The following is a 19205-nucleotide window of genomic DNA, read 5'->3' as shown; positions in this document are numbered from 1 at the left end:
CAAAAACTTCTCTTCCGCTCAGGAATTCCAGAATGGACGCCATCGACCGCAAGATTCTCGCCGTCGTGCAGCAGGACGCTTCTCTCTCCGTCGCCGAAATCGGCCAGCGCGTCGGCCTGTCGTCGACGCCGTGCTGGAAGCGGCTGCAGAAGCTGGAGGCCGAGGGCGTCATCACGCGCCGCGTGGCGCTGATCGATCCCGACAAGATCGGGCTCGGCATCACCGTCTTCGTCTCGGTGGAGACCGGCGACCATTCGCAGGACTGGCTCAAGCGCTTCGCCGAGGTGGTGAGCGCCATGCCGGAGGTGATGGAGTTCTACCGCATGGCCGGCGACGTCGATTACATGCTGCGCGTCGTGGTCAAGGACATGCAGAGCTACGACGCCTTCTACAAGAAGCTGATCGAGACCGTGGCGCTGAAGAACGTGACGTCGCGCTTCGCCATGGAGCGCATCAAGCAGACCACCGCGCTGCCGATCGCCGAGGCGGCGCGCTCGTCAGCGGCCTAGGTGCCGCACTTGGTGTTGGTGTCGGGATAGCTCGGCGCCGAGATGCGCGGCATCATGTACATCTTGTCGGTCAAGGTCAGCGTGCCGCTGATGGTGTAGCCGACGATCGGTTTGTAGGCGTAGCTCACCTGCGCCAGGATCAATTGCGTGCTCGCCACCTGCAGGTCGGTCGGCACCGAGGCCGCTGTGCCGACGCCGCCGTTGCTCGTCGCGGTCCACTTGGTGGTGACGTTCTTGCTGGCGTCGATGCTGAGGCACGACACCGTCATCTTCATGTTGCTCGCCGAATAGGGCTGGATGATCGCCGAGGCCGCGTTGAAGATGTTGGTCATGTCGCCCGACGTCAGCGCGGTCGATTCCGAGGTCAGGTTGGCCAGCGCCGCGGCCGTGAGACTGACCTTGCGGTCGACGGCGATACCGTCCGAGAGCTCGACGCAGCCGAGATAGAGCGCCACCATCAGCGGCGCCACCAACGCGAATTCGATGGCCGAGACGCCGCGCCGGTCGCGGCCGAACCGCACGAGCCTGGCGAGAAGGCGCATCATGAACATCCCCCCGTGGTCGCATAGGGTTCGTTCTTGAACACCGCGCTCGCCGACAGCAGGCGGTTGTTGCCCATGTTGCTGAGGTTATCGCTGAGCAGTGAGACGTAAACCGGCCAAACGTAATAGACCGTGACGACCTGGATGCAGCCCGGACCGCCCAGCGAATAGCCGATCTTCGTCTGATCGAAGGCGCCGTTGGTCACCGGCAGCGTCTGGCTGATATCGCCGAACTGCGTATAGCTTTTGACGTCGACGTAGATCTTGCTGCAGTCGAAGAACCCGGCGCTGTTCGGGCACACCACGCTGTCGTGGAAGTAGCCGGAGCTGTAGCCGCCGGTCTGCGCCTGCCCGGTCAGGATCAGGCGGGCCGAATTCTGCACGGCCGACTCCAGCGTCTGCCCGGCGAAGAAGATGATCGCGGTCTCGAGGATGGCGAAGGTCAGCGCCAGGAACGGCATGGCGACCATGCCGAATTCGATCGCCGTCGCGCCGCGGTCCTGACGTGCGAAGCGGCGGACCAGACGCGCGAATTTCGAACGCAGGATGCGCTTGCCGATTTGATTGAGCGGGAGCTCGGACATCGCGTGCGTCTCGACGGCTGACATCGCCGGAACTTCTAGCAAAGCCTCATTGGCGAATCGTTGGCGCGATGTCGCGAGATTCGAACCCGCTCTTCAGTGCGCGTTAACCCCGCTCAGCGCGACGGAGCCGGTCCCGGACCGGCCGGCGATCCCGACGCCGCCTGGCCGGCGCGACTGCCGCTCTGCGCCAATGTCGTGTTGAAATAGTTGACGCCGTCGCCGAGCGTGATGCGGCGCTCGCACACCGGCGAACAGCTGTAGGACTCGCGCTCGGTGCCCTTGTAGACGACGACGAGATCGCTGCTCTTCGGCCCCACGACCTCGACCGTGTCGCTGGTGACGACCTGGCCGTCGCGGCCGAGCGCCACGAGATTGGTGGTGCCGTAGCCCTTGCCGGTGAGGACGAGGACGCCGCCCTGCAGCGTGGCGTCGGCGATCAGGGGATTGCCGATGACGACGGTGGCGACGCCTTGCGGCAGCCGCATCACCCGCGCCTGATCGACATTGACGGTGACGTGCTCGGCATAGGCCGGGCTGAGCGCGACGGCGCCGAGCGCCAGAGCCATCAACACCGGCAGCCGCCTACGGCGCCAGAAGATGGCCAGAGACATGGCCAGCATCGCACTCTCCGATACGCTACGCGGACGCAACACATGAGCCGGCCACAGACCGGGCCCCTTCGGCGATTTGACGCCAAAGAAATGAACGAACTGCAAAGACCGCGGGGTTACTGGCGGAACGGGTAGACCATCTGCGCCGCGAACCCCTCCGGGAAGCCGCGGTCGTCGATGCCGTAGACCTCCGGCAACTCGTCCTTCGGCATGTACCAGGTGCCGAACAGGAGATCGAGGACGGGGAAGGTGCTGGCGAAGTTCTTGTTGCCGCCCTTCTCCAGCGAGGTGTGGTGCCAGCGGTGGAAGACCGGGCTCGCCAGTACGTATCTGAACGGGCCGAGGTCCCACTTCAGGTTGGCGTGCACGAAGGCCGAATGCGCGGTGGTGAACGGACCGATCCACAGCATCACGTTGGGCGAGATACCGGCGAGCAGCAGCACCACGTCGATGGCGACGCTGCCGAGGAAGAGGTTGATCGGGTGGAAGCGCGCGGCCGAGATCCACTCGAGCTCTTCCGAGGAATGATGCACGGCGTGGTACTTCCACAGACGGCTGCCGTGGAAGAGCCGGTGGTTCCAGTAATTGAGGAAGTCGGAGGCGACGAGGAATAGGCCGGCCTGCAGCCACAACGGCAGGCGCGACAGCGGTCCGTGGCCGTTTTCGTAGAAGTCGATCAGCGGCTGCGTGCCCTGAATGCCGAAAAACAGCGCGGCGCCGACGATCAGCAGTCCGATGCGCACGAAGCGGGCGCCGAGCGGGATCATGAACCAGTACGTAATGTCGGTCATGATCTCGCGCTTGCGCCACCACGGCCCGGCCGGATTGCAGGCCGACCAGTGGGTGAGCACCGCGAAGACGATGCCGAGCGCGATGGTGATGGGCACGATCTTGAGCAGGGTTTCGCCGGCTACCAGCAGCACGCCGATGAATTGCGTCAACATTGGAGTTCGTCCGCGCGGTATGTGGTCCAGCACAGCTATGGTTCGGGCCGGTTAAAGTCGCGTGAAATGAATTGCGTAAATTGCCGTCGAAAACGCAGAACGGGCTTGCGCGGTGCAGCGCATGGCGTCCTCCCCAGACCTGGTTGCATTCGAGACGGTAAGGAAAGCAATTATTAACCAGCAATGCGCCGCGCAGCCCCCCGCTTCTGGCACCGCCGCGTTTACTCTACATATCAGACACAAGCCGGGCGGCCGCGAGCGGCGCCCGCATCCCACCGGAAGTTAACAAAAGATGAAAGAACAAGTCCGACGATTCGCAACGGACACCTCGGGCGCGACCGCGATCGAATACGGATTGATCGCGGCCGGCATCGCGGTCGCCATCATCGCCGTCGTCAACGGCATCGGCTCGAAGCTGAACACTACGTTCGACGGCATTTCCACGCAGTTGAAGTGACCGGCAGATCGCCGGTTTACGAAAGGTAAAGATGTCGCGCGCTAGACCTACGGCGTGGGGCGCACAGCGGCGCCAAAGGCCGCGCGGAGGAGAGCATGCTCACGGACGCGATCAGGCTGCTGCTCTTTCCGGCGCTGATGGCCTTTGCCGCGTCCAGCGATCTCTTCACGATGACCATCTCCAACCGGCTGTCGCTGGCGCTGACCGGAGGCTTCATCCTGCTGGCGATTGCGACCGGCGCGAGCTTGCCGGTGATCGGCATGCATCTCGCGGCGGGCGCGCTTGTGCTGGTGGTGTCCTTCGTTTTCTTCACGCAGGGCTGGATCGGCGGCGGCGACGCCAAGCTGGCGGCGGCGACGGCGCTGTGGTTCGGCTTCGCCCACCTGCTCGACTACATGATCTATGCGTCGCTGTTCGGCGGCGCTCTGACGCTCATGCTGCTGCAATTCCGCAGGCTGCCGCTGCCGGAGGCCCTGGCGAAGCAGCCATGGATCCAGCGGCTGCACGATCAGGCTGGCGGCGTGCCCTACGGCATCGCTCTCGCGGCGGCGGCGCTCATTGTCTATCCGGACACCGGCTGGATGTCGGCGATCCAAATCTGAGCGACGAGTTCCGGCAGCAACTCGTCATTAACTCGATTTGGATACCGCTGCTTAACCATACCTTGACCATTACCTGCTGAAATCCGTGCGAGCGGTGCTGCGCCGTTCGTGTGGTGTCGCGGTCTTCCGGCCGCTCTGTGAGCTTGAGAGTTACAGCGTATGAAAGCCGCGCGTCTTGTCGTCCTTGTCATCGCCCTCGGAGCCGGCGGCGTCGCCGCTTTGCTCGCCGGGCGCTCGAAAGCGCCGGACGTCAAGCCGGTCGCCGCGGTCAAGCCCGACACGGTCGAGGTCCTCGTCGCCAAATCCGACATCGGTCTCGGTCAGCCGGTCACCCCCGGCGAGATGCAGTGGCAGCCCTGGCCCGCCAGCGCCGCGACCGGCAATTTCATCCGCAAATCCGACCGCCCCGACGCCTTGCAGAAGCTTTCCGGCGAGATCGCCCGCGCGCCCTTCGTCGCGGGTGAGCCAATCCGCGAGGCCAAGCTCGTGGACGCGCACGGGTCCGGCTACATGGCCGCCATCCTGCCGCCCGGCATGCGTGCCGTTTCGACGCAGATTTCGCCCGAGACCGGCGCCGGCGGCTTCATCCTGCCGAACGACCGCGTCGACGTCATCCTGTCCAAGCGCGACGCCGACAAGACCGGCGGCAGCGACGGTCAGAGCAGCGAGACGATCCTCACCAATGTCCGCGTCCTGGCGATCGACCAGAACATCGCGGAAAAGAACGGACAGCGCGTCGTGGTCGGCAAGACCGCGACGCTCGAACTCTCGCCCTCGCAGGCGGAAACGCTGACCATGGGTCAGCGTCTGGGCACGCTGGCGCTGTCGTTGCGCAGCATCGCTGACGCCTCCGCCACCGACAAGCCCGACACCGACACGAAGACCAAGTCCCGCGGCACCGTCAACGTCATTCGCTTCGGCGTCGGCAGCACCGTGACGACGCGGTAAGGATCGAGGAGACGAGACAGACATGACGACCGGCTCGCTGATCCGCACCGTCACGCTCGCGGCGATGCTCGCTGCTTCCAGTCTCGCCACCACGGCGGCGAGCGGCGCCGACGTGCCGACTTCGGTGGTGCGCGTTGCCGCCAGCGAGGCGACCTCGCGCTTCATCCCGCTCGGCGTCGGCAAGTCGGTTGCCATCGATCTGCCCGAAGACATCAAGGACGTCCTGGTGGCCGATCCGACGGTCGCCAACGCCGTCGTGCGCACCGCGCGCCGCGTCTACATGATCGGCGTCAAAGAAGGGCAGACCAACATCTTCTTCTTCGACGCGCAGGGCCGGCAGATCGCCGGCTTCGATATCGCAGTCACCCGCGACCTCAACGGCATCCGCTCGGCCATCCGGCAGGCGCTCCCGAGTTCCGACATCCGCGTCGAAGGCGTCGGCGCGGCCGTGATGCTCTCCGGCACCGCCTCGAGCCCCGCCGATGCGCAACAGGCCTTCGACATCGCCGCCAAGCTCGCAGGCGGCACCGAGAAGGTCGTCAATGGCATCGCCGTCAGCGGCCGCGATCAGGTAATGCTGAAGGTGACCGTGGCGGAAGTGGCGCGCTCCGTCATCAAGCAGCTCGGCATCGATCTCTCCGGCAAGCTGAACTACGGCTCGTCGGTGGTGAACTTCAACACCAACAACGCCTTCTCGGCCTACGGGCAGGCGCTGAACAACAACACCAGTCTCAACGCGGTCCTGCCGAGCGTCAACGCCACGCTGCGCGCGATGGAACGCGCCGGCGTCATCCGCACGCTCGCCGAGCCGAACCTGACAGCGATCTCCGGCGAGACGGCAACCTTCGTCGCCGGCGGCGAATTCCCCATCCCGAACGGCCTGTCCTGCGACACGACCAAGTCGCCGCCGCTCTGTCAGGCGCAAATCGAATTCAAAAAATTCGGCGTCAGCCTGATGTTCACGCCGGTCGTCCTGACCGGCGGCCGCATCAGCCTGAAGGTGCTGACCGAGGTCTCCGACCTCTCGACCGAAAACGCAATGACGCTGTCGGTACCGGGCTCGGACCAGCCGCTGACCATTCCGTCAATTCGCACCCGCCGCGCCGAGACCGTGGTCGAGATTCCTTCCGGCGGCTCGCTGGCGATGGCCGGCATGATCCAGGAGCAGACCAAGCAGTCGATCAACGGCGTGCCCGGCCTGATGCAGTTGCCGATCCTCGGTTCGCTGTTCAAGAGCCGCGACTACATCAATAACCAGACCGAACTGATGGTGCTGGTCACGCCCTATGTCGTGCACGCGGTGGCGCCGAGCAAGCTGGCGCGTCCCGACGACGGCTTCGTCGACAGCAACGATCCCTCGGCCGTGCTGCTCGGCAGCTTCAACCGTATCTACGGCTCGGCCGGCAAGGTCGCCCCCGCGCCGGACAGCACCTATCACGGCAAGGTCGGATTCATCCTGGATTGAGCGGCGGAGAGGATCGCATGAGACGCCTTCACACGACGACCGCGAAGCGCGCCCGCATCGCGGCGCAGGCAGCTGTGGTCGTCGGCTTCGCCGCTCTGCTCGGCGGCTGCTACCAGACGACGACGGCGCAGGTGGCGGAGCCGCCCTATCCGAACGATTACCGTGAGCGGCATCCGATCACGATCAAGGAAGGCGCGCACAGCGTCGAAATCTTCGTCGGCCGCAATCGCGGCGGCCTGACACCGGAGCAGCGCGCAGCCGTCCTCTCCTTCGCGCAGGAATGGCGCCGCGACGCCACCAGCGGCGTCATCATTGCGGTGCCGCAGGGCGGGCCGACCGCGCGCGCCGCCGCCGATTCCATGCGCGAGGTGCATTCGATCCTCAACGCCTCCGGCATTCCTGCCCGCGCCGTTTATGTGCGCAGCTACCGGCCGGCGCCATCGGCGCTCGCCAGCATCAAGATCAGTTACTCCAAGCTGGTCGCGAGCGCCGGTCCGTGCGGCCAGTGGCCGAAGGATCTCGGCCCGTCGGCCGAGGGCACCGACTTCTCGAACCAGGAATACTGGAACCTCGGCTGCGCGTCGCAGCACAATCTCGCGGCGATGGTCGACAACCCTGCCGACCTGGTGCAGCCGCGCGGCGAGACGCCGGCCTACGCCGCGCGCCGCTCCGTCGCCATCGACAAGTACCGCACCGGAGAGAACCCGTCCGGCAAGTACCAGGATTATGACAAGGGCAAGCTGAGCGATCTCGGGAAATGATCAGGAACGCGTATCAAGTTGCGGTCACGGAAGACCTGGGGCAGCAGGCCGCGGCCCCGGCGGACGTTGCCGCCGGCGAGGATCATATTGCGCCGGCGCCGCGCGTGTCGGTGCAGGCCTTCTGCGAGACGGTCGAGACCGCCGCCGCCGTGCAGGCCGCCGGCGAGGACCGGCGGCTCGCCAAGGCGCACGTCAAGATCCAGATGGGCGGCATGACAGCCGCCATCGAAGCCTATCGCGCTTCGGCGACGCCGAACGTCATCATCATCGAGGCGGAGCACCGCGCCGAGGAGATTCTCGGCGGCCTCGACCAGCTCGCCGAGGTCTGCGACGCCGGCACGCGCGTCATCGTCGTCGGCCGCGTCAACGACGTGACGCTCTACCGCGAGCTTACGCGCCGCGGCGTCTCCGACTATCTGATCGCGCCGGTCGGCACGATCGACGTCGTGCGCTCGATCTGCGGGCTCTATTCGGCCCCGGATGCCAAGCCCGTCGGCCGCATCATCGCGGTGGTCGGCGCCAAAGGCGGCGTCGGAGCGTCGACCGTCGCGCACAACATCGCCTATTCGATCGGTCGCGACCTGTCGGTCGATTCCGTCGTGGTCGATCTCGATCTTGCCTTCGGCACCGCCGGCCTCGACTACAACCAGGACCCGCCGCAGGGCATCGCCGACGCGGTGTTCTCGCCCGACCGCATCGACACCGGCTTTGTCGACCGCCTGTTGTCGAAGTGCACCGACCATCTGAGCCTGCTGGCGGCGCCGGCGACGCTCGATCGCGTCTATGATTTCGGCGCCGACGCCTTCGATTCGACCCTCGACACGCTGCGCAGCTCGATCCCGTGCACGGTGCTCGACGTGCCGCACCAGTGGGCCGGCTGGACGCGGCGGCTGCTGGTGAGCGCCGACGACATCCTCGTCGTGGCGGCGCCCGATCTCGCCAATCTGCGCAACGCCAAGAACATGGTCGACCTGCTGCGCGCGGCGCGGCCGAACGATCACCGGCCGTTCTACTGCCTCAACCAGGTCGGCGTGCCCAAGCGCCCGGAGATCACGCCGGCCGACTTCGCCAAGGCGCTGGAAGACCAGCCGCTGGCCTCGATTCCGTTCGAGCCGCAGTTGTTCGGCACCGCGGCCAACAACGGCCAGATGATCGCGGAGGTCTCCTCCGGCCACAAGACGGCGGAGATGCTGCGCCAGCTCGCGCAGGTGCTCACCGGCCGGTCGGAAGTCAAGCGCAAGAGCAACAGCCTGCTGACGCCGCTGCTCGCCAAGCTCATGAAGCGGTCTGCCTAAGGGACAGGGTTCGTCGTGTTCGGTAAGCGTAGCACCATCAGCGAGACCCGAGCCCCGGCGGCGGCGCCTGCCGCGCCGGCGGCCGCGGCAGCACAGCCGTTGCCGCTTCACGACGCGCCGCCGACCGCGCCGAAGGCGGCCGAGGCGCCGCTCGATTCCGGCCGTGCGCCCTTTCCCTCGCAGGGCCTCGGCGCGCCGCTCGTCTCGGCGCCGACGCCGTCGCGCACGCCCGCATCGGTGCAGATGGTGCCGAACGCCGTCGATTCGCGCCGCTCGGAAGCCTATTACGAGACCAAGTCGCTCATCTTCGGCGCGCTGATCGAGGCCATCGACCTCTCCCAGCTCGCGCGCCTCGACGCCGATTCGGCGCGCGAGGAAATCCGCGACATCGTCAACGAGATCATCGCGATCAAGAACATCGTGATGTCGATCTCGGAGCAGGAAGAGCTGCTCGACGACATCTGCAACGACGTGCTGGGCTTCGGGCCGCTCGAACCGCTGCTCGCCCGCGACGACATCGCCGACATCATGGTGAACGGCTCGGGCACGGTCTATATCGAAGTCAAAGGCAAGATCCAGCGCACCAGCATCCGCTTCCGCGACAACCAGCAGCTCCTGAACATCTGCCAGCGCATCGTCAGCCAGATCGGCCGTCGCGTCGACGAAGCCTCGCCGATCTGCGACGCGCGCCTTCCCGACGGCTCGCGCGTCAACGCCATCGTGCCGCCTTTGGCGATCGACGGCCCCGCGCTCACCATCCGCAAATTCAAGAAGGACAAGCTGACGCTCGACCAGCTCGTCAAGTTCGGGTCGACCACGCCGCAGGGCGCCGAAATCCTGCGCATCATCGGCCGCTCGCGCGTCAACACGCTGATCTCCGGCGGCACCGGCTCGGGCAAGACGACGCTGTTGAACTGCCTGACGGAGTTCATCGACGACGACGAACGCATCATCACCTGCGAGGACGCGGCCGAGCTTCAATTGCAGCAGCCGCACGTGGTGCGTCTGGAAACGCGCCCGCCGAACCTCGAAGGCGAGGGCCAGGTCACCATGCGCGACCTGGTCAGGAACTGCCTACGTATGCGTCCGGAGCGCATCATCGTCGGCGAGGTGCGCGGACCCGAGGCCTTCGATCTGTTGCAGGCGATGAACACCGGCCACGACGGCTCGATGGGCACGCTGCACGCCAACAACCCGCGCGAGGCGCTGTCGCGCCTCGAATCGATGATCACGATGGGCGGCTTCTCGCTGCCGTCGCGCACGATCCGCGAGATGATCACCGCCTCGGTCGACGTGGTCGTGCAGGCGGCGCGCCTGCGCGACGGCTCCCGCCGCATCACGCACATCACCGAGGTGATGGGCATGGAAGGCGACGTCATCATCACGCAGGACCTGTTCGTCTACGAAATGACCGGCGAGGACGCGCAGGGCAACATTATCGGCCGCCACCGCTCGACCGGCATCGGCCGGCCGCGCTTCTGGGATCGCGCCCGCTATTACGGCGAAGAACAGCGGCTCGCCACTGCCCTCGACGCCGCCGAGTCCGCGGCGCAGGACATGCGCACGTGACGGGGGCACCGCGGCGATGAACATGCTGGCGGTCGCGTTCCTGGCGGCGGTTGCGGTAGGCGGCATCGCCTACGTGTTCCTCTATCCGCTGATCTCCGGCGAGCGGCAGGCGGAGAAGCGACGCGAGAGCGTCGCCCGCGCCGAGCCGGCGGTCCGCGCGACGCGCGGCCAGCAACGCTCGCGCCGCGACATGGTCGAAGCCTCGCTGAAGGAACTGGAGGAGAAGACCAAGCAGCAGAAGCCGTCGCTGACCGTACGCATCGCGCAGGCCGGCCTGACCTGGTCGAAGCGTCAGTTCATCCTGATCTCGGCGGCGATCGGATTCGCGCTGTTCATTGTCGCCTTGACCATCGGGCCAGGCCTCGTGCCCGCGATCGCCATCGGCTTTGCCGGCGCTTTCGGCGTGCCGCGCTGGCTGCTGTCGTACCTGAAGAAGCGGCGCGAGGTGAAGTTCCTCGACAACTTTCCCGATGCCGTCGACATCATCGTGCGTGGCGTCAAGGCTGGCCTGCCGCTGCTCGACTGCATGAAGATGGTCGCCACCGAGGCACCCGAGCCGATCAAAACCGAGTTTCGCGTCATCGTCGACACGCAGGCGATCGGCATGCCGCTCGGCGAGGCCTGCAACAAGCTCTACGAGCGCACGCCACTGCCGGAGGCGAACTTCTTCGCCATCGTCGTCTCGATCCAGCAAAAGGCCGGCGGCAACCTGTCCGAGGCGCTGGGCAATTTGTCGCGCGTGCTGCGCGATCGCAAAAAGATGAAGGCGAAGATCCGCGCCATGTCGCAGGAAGCGAAAGCCTCCGCGGGCATCATCGGCTCACTGCCGATCGCGGTGATGATCCTCGTCTCGCTCACCAGCAAGGACTACATCACGCTGCTGTTCACCGAGCCGCTCGGCCATCTGATGCTGGCCGGATCGGCCTTCTGGATGATGTGCGGCGTGCTGGTGATGCGCAAGATGATCAATTTTGACTTCTAGGCAAGCAGACGCCGTCAACATGCTCGAACTGCTCGAAAGCGCGATCAACACCCAGACGCTGACGATGGTGCTCGCCGCCGTCGCCGCCGCTGCGACGGTATTGACCTTGGCGATGCCGTTCGTGTTCGCCAACCCGCTCGACAAGCGCATGCGCTCGGTGGCGCTCGAGCGCGAGAAGCTGCGCCAGCGCGAGCGCGAGCGCATGAACCAGGAAAAGCAGCGCGTGCAGCTGCGGGCGTCGCCCAAACAGTACGTCCAGCGGATCGTCGATCAGTTCAATCTGTCGAAGTGGGTGGGCCAGGAAGAGGCGCGGCTGAAGCTGGTGCAGGCCGGCTACCGCGGCCAGGCGCCCTACGTCACGTTCCTGTTCGTGCGCATGGTGACGCCGGTGGTGGCGCTGCTGTTCACCGCCTTCTATGTGTTCCTGGTGCTGCACCTCAATTATCCGCTGTCGGTCAAGATCGGCATCTGCATCGGCGCGGCTTATGTCGGCATGCAGCTGCCGATGCTGCTGCTGAAGAGCAAGATCCAGAAGCGGCAGCTCTCGATCAAGCGCGCCTTCCCCGACACGCTCGATCTGCTGCTGATCTGCGTCGAATCCGGCATGTCGATCGAAGCGGCGTTCCGCAAGGTCTCCGACGAAATCGGCTCGCAATCGGTCGCCCTCGCCGAGGAGCTGACGCTGACGACGGCGGAATTGTCTTATCTGCCGGACCGCCGCCAGGCCTACGAAAATCTCGCCAAGCGCACCGATCTCGAAGGCGTCAAGTCGGTGACGATGGCGCTGCAGCAGGCGGAGCGCTACGGCACGCCGCTGTCGACCATGCTGCGCACGATGGCGCAGGAAAACCGCGACATGCGCATGTCGGAGGCCGAGAAGAAGGCCGCCGGCCTGCCGCCGAAACTGACAGTGCCGATGATCCTGTTCTTCCTGCCGGTGCTGTTCGTGGTCATTCTCGGACCCGCCGTCATCAAGGTGATGGCGATCAAGTAGCCGGGCCCGACCCGCGCCTAGCGGCGATAGCCGTAGTACGTGGTGTTCCCACAGACGGCGACGTCGAAGCCGGTCGGTGTCCCGTCCGGCGTGTAGCCCATTTCGGGATGGCAGCCGCGCGGAACCGGGTTACAGCCCGCGACCGTGCAAGCAATCTGCGGCTGATAGGCGTACGCATGCCCGGCTGCGGCAGGAGCGTGGTGCCGATAGGCGGTATGATGCCGGTGGTGGCGGGCATGATGCGTGCTCGCGGCATTAGCGGGCAGCGCAGCAAAGCCAAGAGCGGCAAGGGCGAGAACAGCGAATAGCGTTTTCACGGCGGCCTCATTCGTGGTGTCGTGGGGACAAACGCCGCGGGGCCGAAATCGATGCATTTGTATTTTTTTGGCCAGCCCGCGCAGGGATCGCACGCGAGTCGCGTTCCCGCGTGCCGGCTTGCTGCTGATCAATGCGCATGCGTCGGGGCGGCGGGCTCGCCCATCAACACGCTCGGGTCGAGCATGCCGAACACCATTGCAACGTGGCCGACGATCAGGAAAAGGGCCACGAAACTGGCATGAACGGCCATACGGCCGTGCTCGTCCTTGTTGCCTGCGATCAGCCGCAGATCGACCAGCGTCAGGCCGAGCAACGGCACGACCCCGGCGAGATAGAAGCCGACCGCAATGACGTCGGCCGGACCGCGCCAGCCGCCACGAACCGTCAACGGCCAGACAGCGGTGGTCATCAGGTAAGCAAAAACCGCGCTGAAATAAAATCCGACGATCACGCTGCAGAACCGGTTGAGCATACGGACCGGGCTTTTGTAATTGCGCGTGTAGAGCAGATACAGCTCGGTGATGGCGATGGTCTCGGCGAGCACCACCGGCCCGCCCATGAAGATGAGCAAATTCCACGGCTGGTTGGCCGCAAGCAGCTCCATGTAATGGGTCATATTCATTGCTGGCTCTCACGTTTGAACCATCAATGTCGAGAATCGACACCACCGCTTTGACGCACATCAACACGGCAGCGCGCTGCGATCGCTTGTCCCGAACGTTCAGCGTGGTGCTACGTTTGAGCTGCGCCTCAAAGGAAGGAACAATTACGTTCCGGCGCGCGGAATGGTGATGCGCTTGCCCGGCTTCTTCCAGTCTTTCTGCTGGTCGAGCATGGCGTGCAGGTATTGCACGTTCGCCTGCGCCTCGGCCGGCGGCAGGTCGGCGGCGGCGATCTGCTCCGCCTCGGCGAAGCGGCCCTCGAGCCCGACGATGAGCGCGAGGTTCTGCCGCACTTTCGGCTCGGCGTTCGGCTGCGTCACCGCGAGCCGCAGCGTGTCCTCGGCCTTCTTGAGCTGCTTGGTCAGCGCATAGGACAGGCCGAGATTCGACAGCACCGACGGCTCGTTCGGCACGATCTTGAGCGCCGCGTCGTAATGGCGGCGCGCTTCGACATGGCGTCCCATCTGGTCGAGCACGGCGCCCTCGGCGTTGAGGATGCGCCAGTCGGGATTGTCGGGCGTATGGGCGCGGCCGAGCGCATCGAGCGCCTGCTGGAACTGGCCGGTATCGGCGAGCGCGCGGCCATAGGCGCCGAGCAACGGCATGTCATGCGGATTGCGCATCGCCGCCTGCTCCAGCACGGCGGCGGCCTGCGCGTATTGCTCTGTGGCGCGCAGAGCGCGGGCATAGGCCATGGCGGCGGCGGGGTCGCTGCTATTCTCGCGGTAGCGCTTGCCCAGGACATCGAGCGAGGCGCGCCACTCGGCCTCGCTGCGCGGCGCCGGCGGCGCGGTCCCGGCGCCGAGGGAACCGGTCGTCTCGGGGCCGTCGACGGTGTTGCAGCCGGCGACCGACAAGCCCAGCACGACTGACAGGACGGTCGCGGCGATGAAACGGGCGGGACGAGAAGGCATTCGGATCCGGGGGCTGGCGGGCCGGTCCTTCTGCAATAAAAGGTTAACCCTAACGGGCGGTTAATAGACAGGGCCGCCCGCTCGCCCGCAGCCCCGCTGAAGGCTATAAACGGGGCATGGACCCTCTGCTCTCCTCCGCCGAACGGGAACTCCAGGCGCGCGCGCGCGCTTTCACCGACCGGGTGGTGCGGCCGCGCGCCGCCGCGATCGACGCCGAAGGCGAATACCCCTGGGACATCGTCAAGGCGCTGACCGAGGCCGGCTTCGTCGGCATGACCATCCCCAAGGCTTATGGCGGCCAGGACCGGTCGTTCCTCGACGCCGTGCTGGTGATCGAGGAGATGGCCAAGGCCTGCACCGTCACCGCCCGCATCGTGGTCGAGACCAATATGGGCGCCATCTCGACGGTGATGGCTTATGGCAGCGAGGCGCAGAAGCGGCTAGCCGCCTCGCTCGTGCTCGCGGGCGACAAGCCGGCGATCTGCATCACCGAACCGGACGCCGGTTCGGACGCGATGGCCATGACCACGCGCGCCGACAGGCGCGGCGACAAGTACGTCATCAACGGCCGCAAGCACTGGATCACCGGCGCCGGCGTGTCGCGGCTGCATCTCATTTTCGCGCGCGTGTTCGACGAGCAAGGTGCCGATCTCGGCATCGGCGGCTTTCTCGCCGTGCGCGACGAGGCCAATAAACCGAATTCGGGTCTCAGGCGCGTCAAGCGCGAGGACACGATGGGCCTGCGCGGCATGCCCGAGGGCGAGCTCGCCTTCGAGAATCTGGACGTGCCGGCCGATATGGTGGTCATGCCGCCGTCCGGCTTCCGCCGCGGCTTCGCGGATTTGATGAACGCCTACAACAGCCAGCGCGTCGGCGCCGGCACCGTGGCGATGGGCATCGCCGCCGGCGCGCTGGACCATGCGCTCGACTGGGTGAAGACGCGCGAGCAGTTCGGCCGGCCGATCGGCGAATTCCAGGGCCTGCAATGGATGCTCGCCGACATGCAGGTGCAGCTCACGGCGTCGCGGCTGATGCTCTACACCGCTGCGCGTTCGCGCGGGCCGGACGGCAGCGCCTTCCCCGATCCGATGCTCGCGGCGCAGGCCAAAATCTTCGCCGCCGAAGCAGCCATCAGGATCGTCAACGACGCGCTGCAGATGTTCGGCGCGCGCGGCTATTCGCGGTCACTTCCGCTCGAGCGCATGGCGCGCGACGTGCGCATGTTCACCATCGGCGGCGGCACGGCGCAGGTGCTGCGCACGCTCGTCGCCGCCAAGATGCTCGGCTGGAAGCTGCCGCAGGGCCGCGACGGTTATATGCCGAAACCCTCAATGCGCGACGCCGCGGAGTAAGCATGCATCCCGTCTACGTGAAGGCCGGCACCAAGCCGGCGACGCCGATCCTGTTCGTCAACGAGGCCAATTACGCGGAGGCGAGCAAGGTGCTCGACGCGCGCGAGGCGGCCTTCGTCAAGGCCGCCGGCTTCGAGCCGAAGGCGGGGCGGCATCTCATGGTGCAGGGGCCGGACGGCGGCCTGGGCGGCGTGCTGTTCGGCATCGAGCCCGCGGACGCCAAGGTGAAGGACTTCTTCCGCCCGGCGCAGCTCGTGTCGCTGCTGCCGCCCGGCACCTACCGCTTCGCCAACGCGCCGCACGATGCGCGGCTGGCGGCGTTGTCGTTCGCACTCGGCAGCTATCAGTTCACGCGCTACCGCAAGGCGGCACCGCATGACGTGAAGCTGGTGGTGCCGGACGGCATGGATGGCGACGATCTCTCGCGCATCGCCGAAGCGGTCGATTTGGCGCGCGATCTCATCAACACGCCGTCGAACGACATGGGCCCGCAGGAGCTCGAAGACGCGGCGCGCAAGCTCGCGACGCAGCACGGCGCGAAGTTCAACGTCACCATCGGCGCAGAGATCGAGAAGAACTACCCGCTGATCCAGGCCGTCGGCATGGGTTCGCCGCGCGCGCCGCGGCTCATCGATTTCACCTGGGGCAAGGACAGCGACCCCAAGGTGACCCTCGTCGGCAAGGGCGTCTGCTTCGACACCGGCGGCCTCGACATCAAGCCCGACGCTTCGATGCTCAACATGAAGAAGGACATGGGCGGCGCGGCGACGGCGCTCGGGCTGGCGCACATGATCATGTCGCGCGGCCTGAAGGTGCGGCTGCGCGTGCTCATCCCGGCGGTGGAAAACGCGATCTCCGGCGCGGCTTTCCGGCCGCGCGACATCTTTCCCTCGCGCAAGGGCATCACCGTCGAGATCGGCAACACCGACGCCGAGGGGCGGCTGATCCTCGCCGATGCGCTGGCACTCGCCGACGAAGAGAAGCCGGCGCTGATCGCCGACTTTGCCACGCTTACCGGTGCGGCGCGCGTCGCGCTCGGGCCCGACCTGCCGGCCTTCTTCACCGACGACGACGCGCTCGCCGACGAGTTCGCGCGCGCCGGCCTTGCCGAGCACGACCCGGTGTGGCGGCTGCCGCTGTGGAAGCCGTACGAGGCCATGCTCGACTCGAAAGTCGCCGACACCAATAACGTGTCGAGCGGCGGCCAGGGCGGCGCCATCACCGCTGCGCTGTTCCTGCGCAAGTTCGTCGAGGCGAAGTCGTGGCTGCATCTCGACGTCTTCGCCTGGACGCCGGCGGCCAAGCCGGCGCGGCCGGAGGGCGGCGAGTTGCAATCGGCGCGCGCGCTCTATGCGATGCTGTGCAAGCGTTATGGGTGACATGCGCCGCGGCATCGCCACAAACTCCGTTCATTCCCGCGGAAGCGGGAATCCAGTACAGACTCACAACTGGATCCCCGCATTCGCGGGGATGAACGGAAGCAGATAAATGATACTCGACAGGCGCACCAACCCGTTCCGTCCCGATCTCGCTGCCAGCCACCTGGAAGGGCAGGTCGAGGCCGAGCGCTATGTCGAGGGAGCCGCGTTCGAGGTCGTCGAGCCCTTCGCCGACCTGCGCCACGCGCCGACGCCCGACGCTGCGCTCGACACACAGGCGCTGTGCGGTGAACGCGTCACCGTCTACGAGGTCTCCGACGAGGGCTGGGCCTGGGGCCAGCTCGATAACGACGGCTATGTCGGCTGGCTGCCGGCGAATGCGCTGGCGACACCCGGCACGGCGCCGACACACAAGGTGATCGTGCCGCGCACGCTGTGCTTCCCGGCACCCGACATCAAGCGGCCGCCGCTCGCGGCATTGTCGCTCGGCGCGGCTCTTGCCGTGGCGCGGCAGGACGATCGCTTCGCGGTCACCGAGAACGGATGGCATCTGCCGGTCGGGCATATCGCGCCGCTATCGACCACCTATCGCGATTTCGTCGCGGTCGCCGAGATGCTGCTCGGGGCACCCTATCTCTGGGGCGGCAAATCCTCGCTCGGCATCGACTGCTCCGGGCTGGTGCAACTGGCGCTGACCGCCGCCGGTATCGCCTGCCCGCGCGACAGCGACATGCAGGAGGCGATGCTCGGCCGCGCGGTGACGGTCGACGAGCTGACGCGCGGCGATCTGGTGTTCTGGAAGGGCCACGTCGCCATCGCCCGCGACGAGCGCACGCTGCTGCACGCCAACGCCTTCCACATGATGGTGGCGCTGGAGCCGCTCGCCTGGGCGGCGCAGCGCATCAAGGCGGCGGGCGGCGAGATTACCGCCGTGAAGCGGATCCTCTGATCACTGGCAGATCACCACGCCGCATTTCTCGACAGAAGCGATGATTTCTGCGAGCGACTTCGGCCCGGGATAGCCGACGATGGCGACGCCCTTGATGACGAAACCGGGCGTCGCCTGGATCGCCAGCGCATCGCCGAGCTTTAGATGCGCGGTCATCACGTCGGCGAGCTTGTCCTCGTTGGCGATCTTGAGCACCTTCTGCACATCGAGGCCGACGGCTTGCGCCGCCGCGATCGCGCGGCTGCCATCGACGGTGCCGCGGCTCGAATCGAGCAGGCGGTGGAACTTATAGAAATTCTGCGCCGAGGTGAGCCGCGCCACCGCCAGCTCGACGCGCGTGCCCTGGATCGAAGGAATGCCGAGCACCGGGAATGGCACGAGGATCAGCCGCAGTTCGGGATTGCCTTTCAGCATCGCTTCGATATCGGGCGACGCGGCGCGGCAGAACGGACAGTTGACGTCGTAGAACTCGACCAGCGTGACGTCGCCGTGCGGATTGCCGACCGCGACGATGCCGGGAAGCTTCTCGATCTGGCTCTCGATCTCGACCGGCACGCGGTGATTGGCGATGGTCTCGCCGTCGTCGGCCTTGATCGGGTAATAGCCCTCGTCCGCCTGCGCGGCCAAGGGGGCGGCGAAAAGAACGGCGAGGACGAGGAGGCGCGCGAGGGACATTGGGCGTATCCGGTGGGGCGGGTGCGCCGTCATGCCGGGCCGCGACACAAATCGCGAATCACGAATAGGTGAGAGCGCTACCTGCGCAACAGCTCCGCGAGCCGCGCGCGGTTGAGCGCCAGCCATTGCAGCGCCATGATCGCCGGGCCGTTGTGGATGGTATTGGTCTGGAGTGCGGTCAGCGCGGCATCGATCGGCACCCGCAGCGTGCGGATGTACTCGTCGCCCAGGCGGGTGTGCGCGGGCACCTGCGCGGCGTCGATGGCAGCAAGAAAGACGGTGACCGTCTCGTCGGTGAGGCCCGGCGTCGTGAAATAGCTGAACAGTTCGACGAGGGCGGACGGCGCGAGGCCGATCTCCTCCCGGCATTCGCGGCGCGCGCTGGCGGCGAGCGTCTCGCCTTGCTCGACGCGGCCGGCAACGATCTCGACGAGGTCGCCTTTGCCGTTGCCGAGATGCGCCGGCAGGCGGAACTGGCGGATGAGCACGATCTCGTCGCGCTCCACGTCGACCGGCAGCACGGCGATCACCTTGCCGCCGTCGAGCACGTCGCGCTCCTGCTCGATTGTCGCGCCGTCCTCGCCGGTCAGCGTGACCCGATAGCGGCGATAGGCACGGTAGCCTTTGGCGAGCAGTTCCGGCTCATCGAAGGCGACATCGGCGGCGCGATCGGCGATCTCGTCCATGGGCATG

The 19205-nt window shown here is 66.3% G+C and carries 22 protein-coding genes; 13 read left to right on the top strand and 9 right to left on the bottom strand.

What is annotated here, in order from left to right:
• The first annotated feature begins 32 nt into the window (after window positions 1-32).
• The gene (locus VGV41_RS00680) at window positions 33-509 is read left to right on the top strand and encodes an Lrp/AsnC family transcriptional regulator (protein ID WP_326861715.1); all 477 of its coding nucleotides are present in this window, start codon (window positions 33-35) and stop codon (window positions 507-509) included.
• On the opposite strand, the gene VGV41_RS00675 is transcribed toward VGV41_RS00680, so the two are convergent.
• The 4 genes from VGV41_RS00675 to VGV41_RS00660 form a co-directional block, all read right to left on the bottom strand.
• Window positions 506-1054, bottom strand: coding sequence for a TadE/TadG family type IV pilus assembly protein (locus VGV41_RS00675; protein ID WP_326861714.1), 549 nt, complete (start codon window positions 1052-1054; stop codon window positions 506-508). The two genes, VGV41_RS00680 and VGV41_RS00675, sit on opposite strands and share 4 nt — an antisense overlap.
• Window positions 1051-1635, bottom strand: coding sequence for a TadE/TadG family type IV pilus assembly protein (locus VGV41_RS00670; RefSeq protein WP_326861713.1), 585 nt, complete (start codon window positions 1633-1635; stop codon window positions 1051-1053). Before VGV41_RS00670 ends, VGV41_RS00675 begins: the two co-directional genes overlap by 4 nt.
• 113 nt (window positions 1636-1748) lie before the next feature.
• A complete protein-coding gene (locus VGV41_RS00665; RefSeq protein WP_326861712.1) occupies window positions 1749-2255 on the bottom strand; it encodes a pilus assembly protein N-terminal domain-containing protein in 507 nt (168 codons plus the stop codon).
• 107 nt (window positions 2256-2362) lie between these two features.
• Window positions 2363-3190, bottom strand: a complete 828-nt coding sequence (locus VGV41_RS00660; protein ID WP_326861711.1) for a sterol desaturase family protein — start codon at window positions 3188-3190, stop codon at window positions 2363-2365.
• A gap of 292 nt (window positions 3191-3482) precedes the next feature.
• Here VGV41_RS00660 and VGV41_RS00655 point away from each other — a divergent pair, with 292 nt between their 5' ends.
• The 9 genes from VGV41_RS00655 to VGV41_RS00615 all read left to right on the top strand — a co-directional run bounded on the left by VGV41_RS00655 (window position 3483) and on the right by VGV41_RS00615 (window position 12263).
• Window positions 3483-3647, top strand: a complete 165-nt coding sequence (locus VGV41_RS00655) for a Flp family type IVb pilin (protein ID WP_326861710.1) — start codon at window positions 3483-3485, stop codon at window positions 3645-3647.
• A 95-nt stretch (window positions 3648-3742) separates the two neighbouring features.
• Complete coding sequence (locus VGV41_RS00650) at window positions 3743-4249, top strand: A24 family peptidase (RefSeq protein ID WP_326861709.1); 507 nt, start codon at window positions 3743-3745, stop codon at window positions 4247-4249.
• 159 nt (window positions 4250-4408) lie between these two features.
• A complete protein-coding gene (cpaB, locus tag VGV41_RS00645; RefSeq protein ID WP_326861708.1) occupies window positions 4409-5197 on the top strand; it encodes a Flp pilus assembly protein CpaB in 789 nt (262 codons plus the stop codon).
• A gap of 22 nt (window positions 5198-5219) precedes the next feature.
• On the top strand, window positions 5220-6662 hold the full coding sequence (locus VGV41_RS00640) for a type II and III secretion system protein family protein (RefSeq protein WP_326861707.1): 1443 nt from the start codon (window positions 5220-5222) through the stop codon (window positions 6660-6662).
• Window positions 6663-6679: 17 nt separating this feature from the next.
• Window positions 6680-7423, top strand: a complete 744-nt coding sequence (locus VGV41_RS00635; protein WP_326861706.1) for a CpaD family pilus assembly protein — start codon at window positions 6680-6682, stop codon at window positions 7421-7423.
• Window positions 7420-8718, top strand: coding sequence for an AAA family ATPase (locus tag VGV41_RS00630; protein ID WP_326861705.1), 1299 nt, complete (start codon window positions 7420-7422; stop codon window positions 8716-8718). The genes VGV41_RS00635 and VGV41_RS00630 overlap by 4 nt, the downstream gene beginning before the upstream one ends.
• Before the next feature lie 15 nt (window positions 8719-8733).
• A complete protein-coding gene (locus VGV41_RS00625) occupies window positions 8734-10287 on the top strand; it encodes a CpaF family protein (protein ID WP_326861704.1) in 1554 nt (517 codons plus the stop codon).
• 16 nt (window positions 10288-10303) lie between these two features.
• Entirely contained in the window at window positions 10304-11269 is a 966-nt protein-coding gene (locus tag VGV41_RS00620) for a type II secretion system F family protein (RefSeq protein WP_326861703.1), read from the top strand.
• Between the two features lie 19 nt (window positions 11270-11288).
• The gene (locus tag VGV41_RS00615; protein ID WP_326861702.1) at window positions 11289-12263 is read left to right on the top strand and encodes a type II secretion system F family protein; all 975 of its coding nucleotides are present in this window, start codon (window positions 11289-11291) and stop codon (window positions 12261-12263) included.
• Window positions 12264-12280: 17 nt separating this feature from the next.
• On the opposite strand, the gene VGV41_RS00610 is transcribed toward VGV41_RS00615, so the two are convergent.
• From VGV41_RS00610 to VGV41_RS00600, 3 genes are all read right to left on the bottom strand, one after another.
• Window positions 12281-12580: a hypothetical protein gene (locus tag VGV41_RS00610; RefSeq protein WP_326861701.1), complete on the bottom strand. Its 300-nt coding sequence runs from the start codon at window positions 12578-12580 to the stop codon at window positions 12281-12283.
• 128 nt (window positions 12581-12708) lie between these two features.
• Window positions 12709-13203, bottom strand: a complete 495-nt coding sequence (locus VGV41_RS00605; RefSeq protein ID WP_326861700.1) for a DUF6803 family protein — start codon at window positions 13201-13203, stop codon at window positions 12709-12711.
• Window positions 13204-13347: 144 nt separating this feature from the next.
• On the bottom strand, window positions 13348-14157 hold the full coding sequence (locus tag VGV41_RS00600; RefSeq protein WP_326861699.1) for a tetratricopeptide repeat protein: 810 nt from the start codon (window positions 14155-14157) through the stop codon (window positions 13348-13350).
• Between the two features lie 116 nt (window positions 14158-14273).
• On the opposite strand from VGV41_RS00600, the gene acdA reads away from it, so the two are divergent.
• The 3 genes from acdA (at window position 14274) to VGV41_RS00585 (ending at window position 17837) form a co-directional block, all read left to right on the top strand.
• Window positions 14274-15509 (top strand): 3-sulfinopropanoyl-CoA desulfinase, encoded by a 1236-nt coding sequence (gene acdA, locus VGV41_RS00595; RefSeq protein WP_326861698.1) that lies wholly within the window; start codon window positions 14274-14276, stop codon window positions 15507-15509.
• A 2-nt stretch (window positions 15510-15511) separates the two neighbouring features.
• Window positions 15512-16888, top strand: a complete 1377-nt coding sequence (locus VGV41_RS00590) for a leucyl aminopeptidase family protein (RefSeq protein WP_326861697.1) — start codon at window positions 15512-15514, stop codon at window positions 16886-16888.
• 109 nt (window positions 16889-16997) lie between these two features.
• A complete protein-coding gene (locus tag VGV41_RS00585) occupies window positions 16998-17837 on the top strand; it encodes a C40 family peptidase (protein ID WP_326861696.1) in 840 nt (279 codons plus the stop codon).
• On the opposite strand, the gene VGV41_RS00580 is transcribed toward VGV41_RS00585, so the two are convergent.
• Both VGV41_RS00580 and VGV41_RS00575 read right to left on the bottom strand, forming a co-directional pair.
• On the bottom strand, window positions 17838-18512 hold the full coding sequence (locus tag VGV41_RS00580; protein WP_326861695.1) for a thioredoxin domain-containing protein: 675 nt from the start codon (window positions 18510-18512) through the stop codon (window positions 17838-17840).
• Between the two features lie 77 nt (window positions 18513-18589).
• Window positions 18590-19198, bottom strand: a complete 609-nt coding sequence (locus VGV41_RS00575; protein WP_326861694.1) for an NUDIX hydrolase — start codon at window positions 19196-19198, stop codon at window positions 18590-18592.
• Window positions 19199-19205 lie beyond the last annotated feature (7 nt).

The sequence above is a fragment of the Pseudolabrys sp. genome, from assembly GCF_035943735.1.
Taxonomy (GTDB): Bacteria; Pseudomonadota; Alphaproteobacteria; order Rhizobiales; family Xanthobacteraceae; genus Pseudolabrys.
The sequence above is the reverse complement of the archived record's forward strand: the minus strand, read 5'-3'. Positions and strand labels throughout refer to the sequence as shown.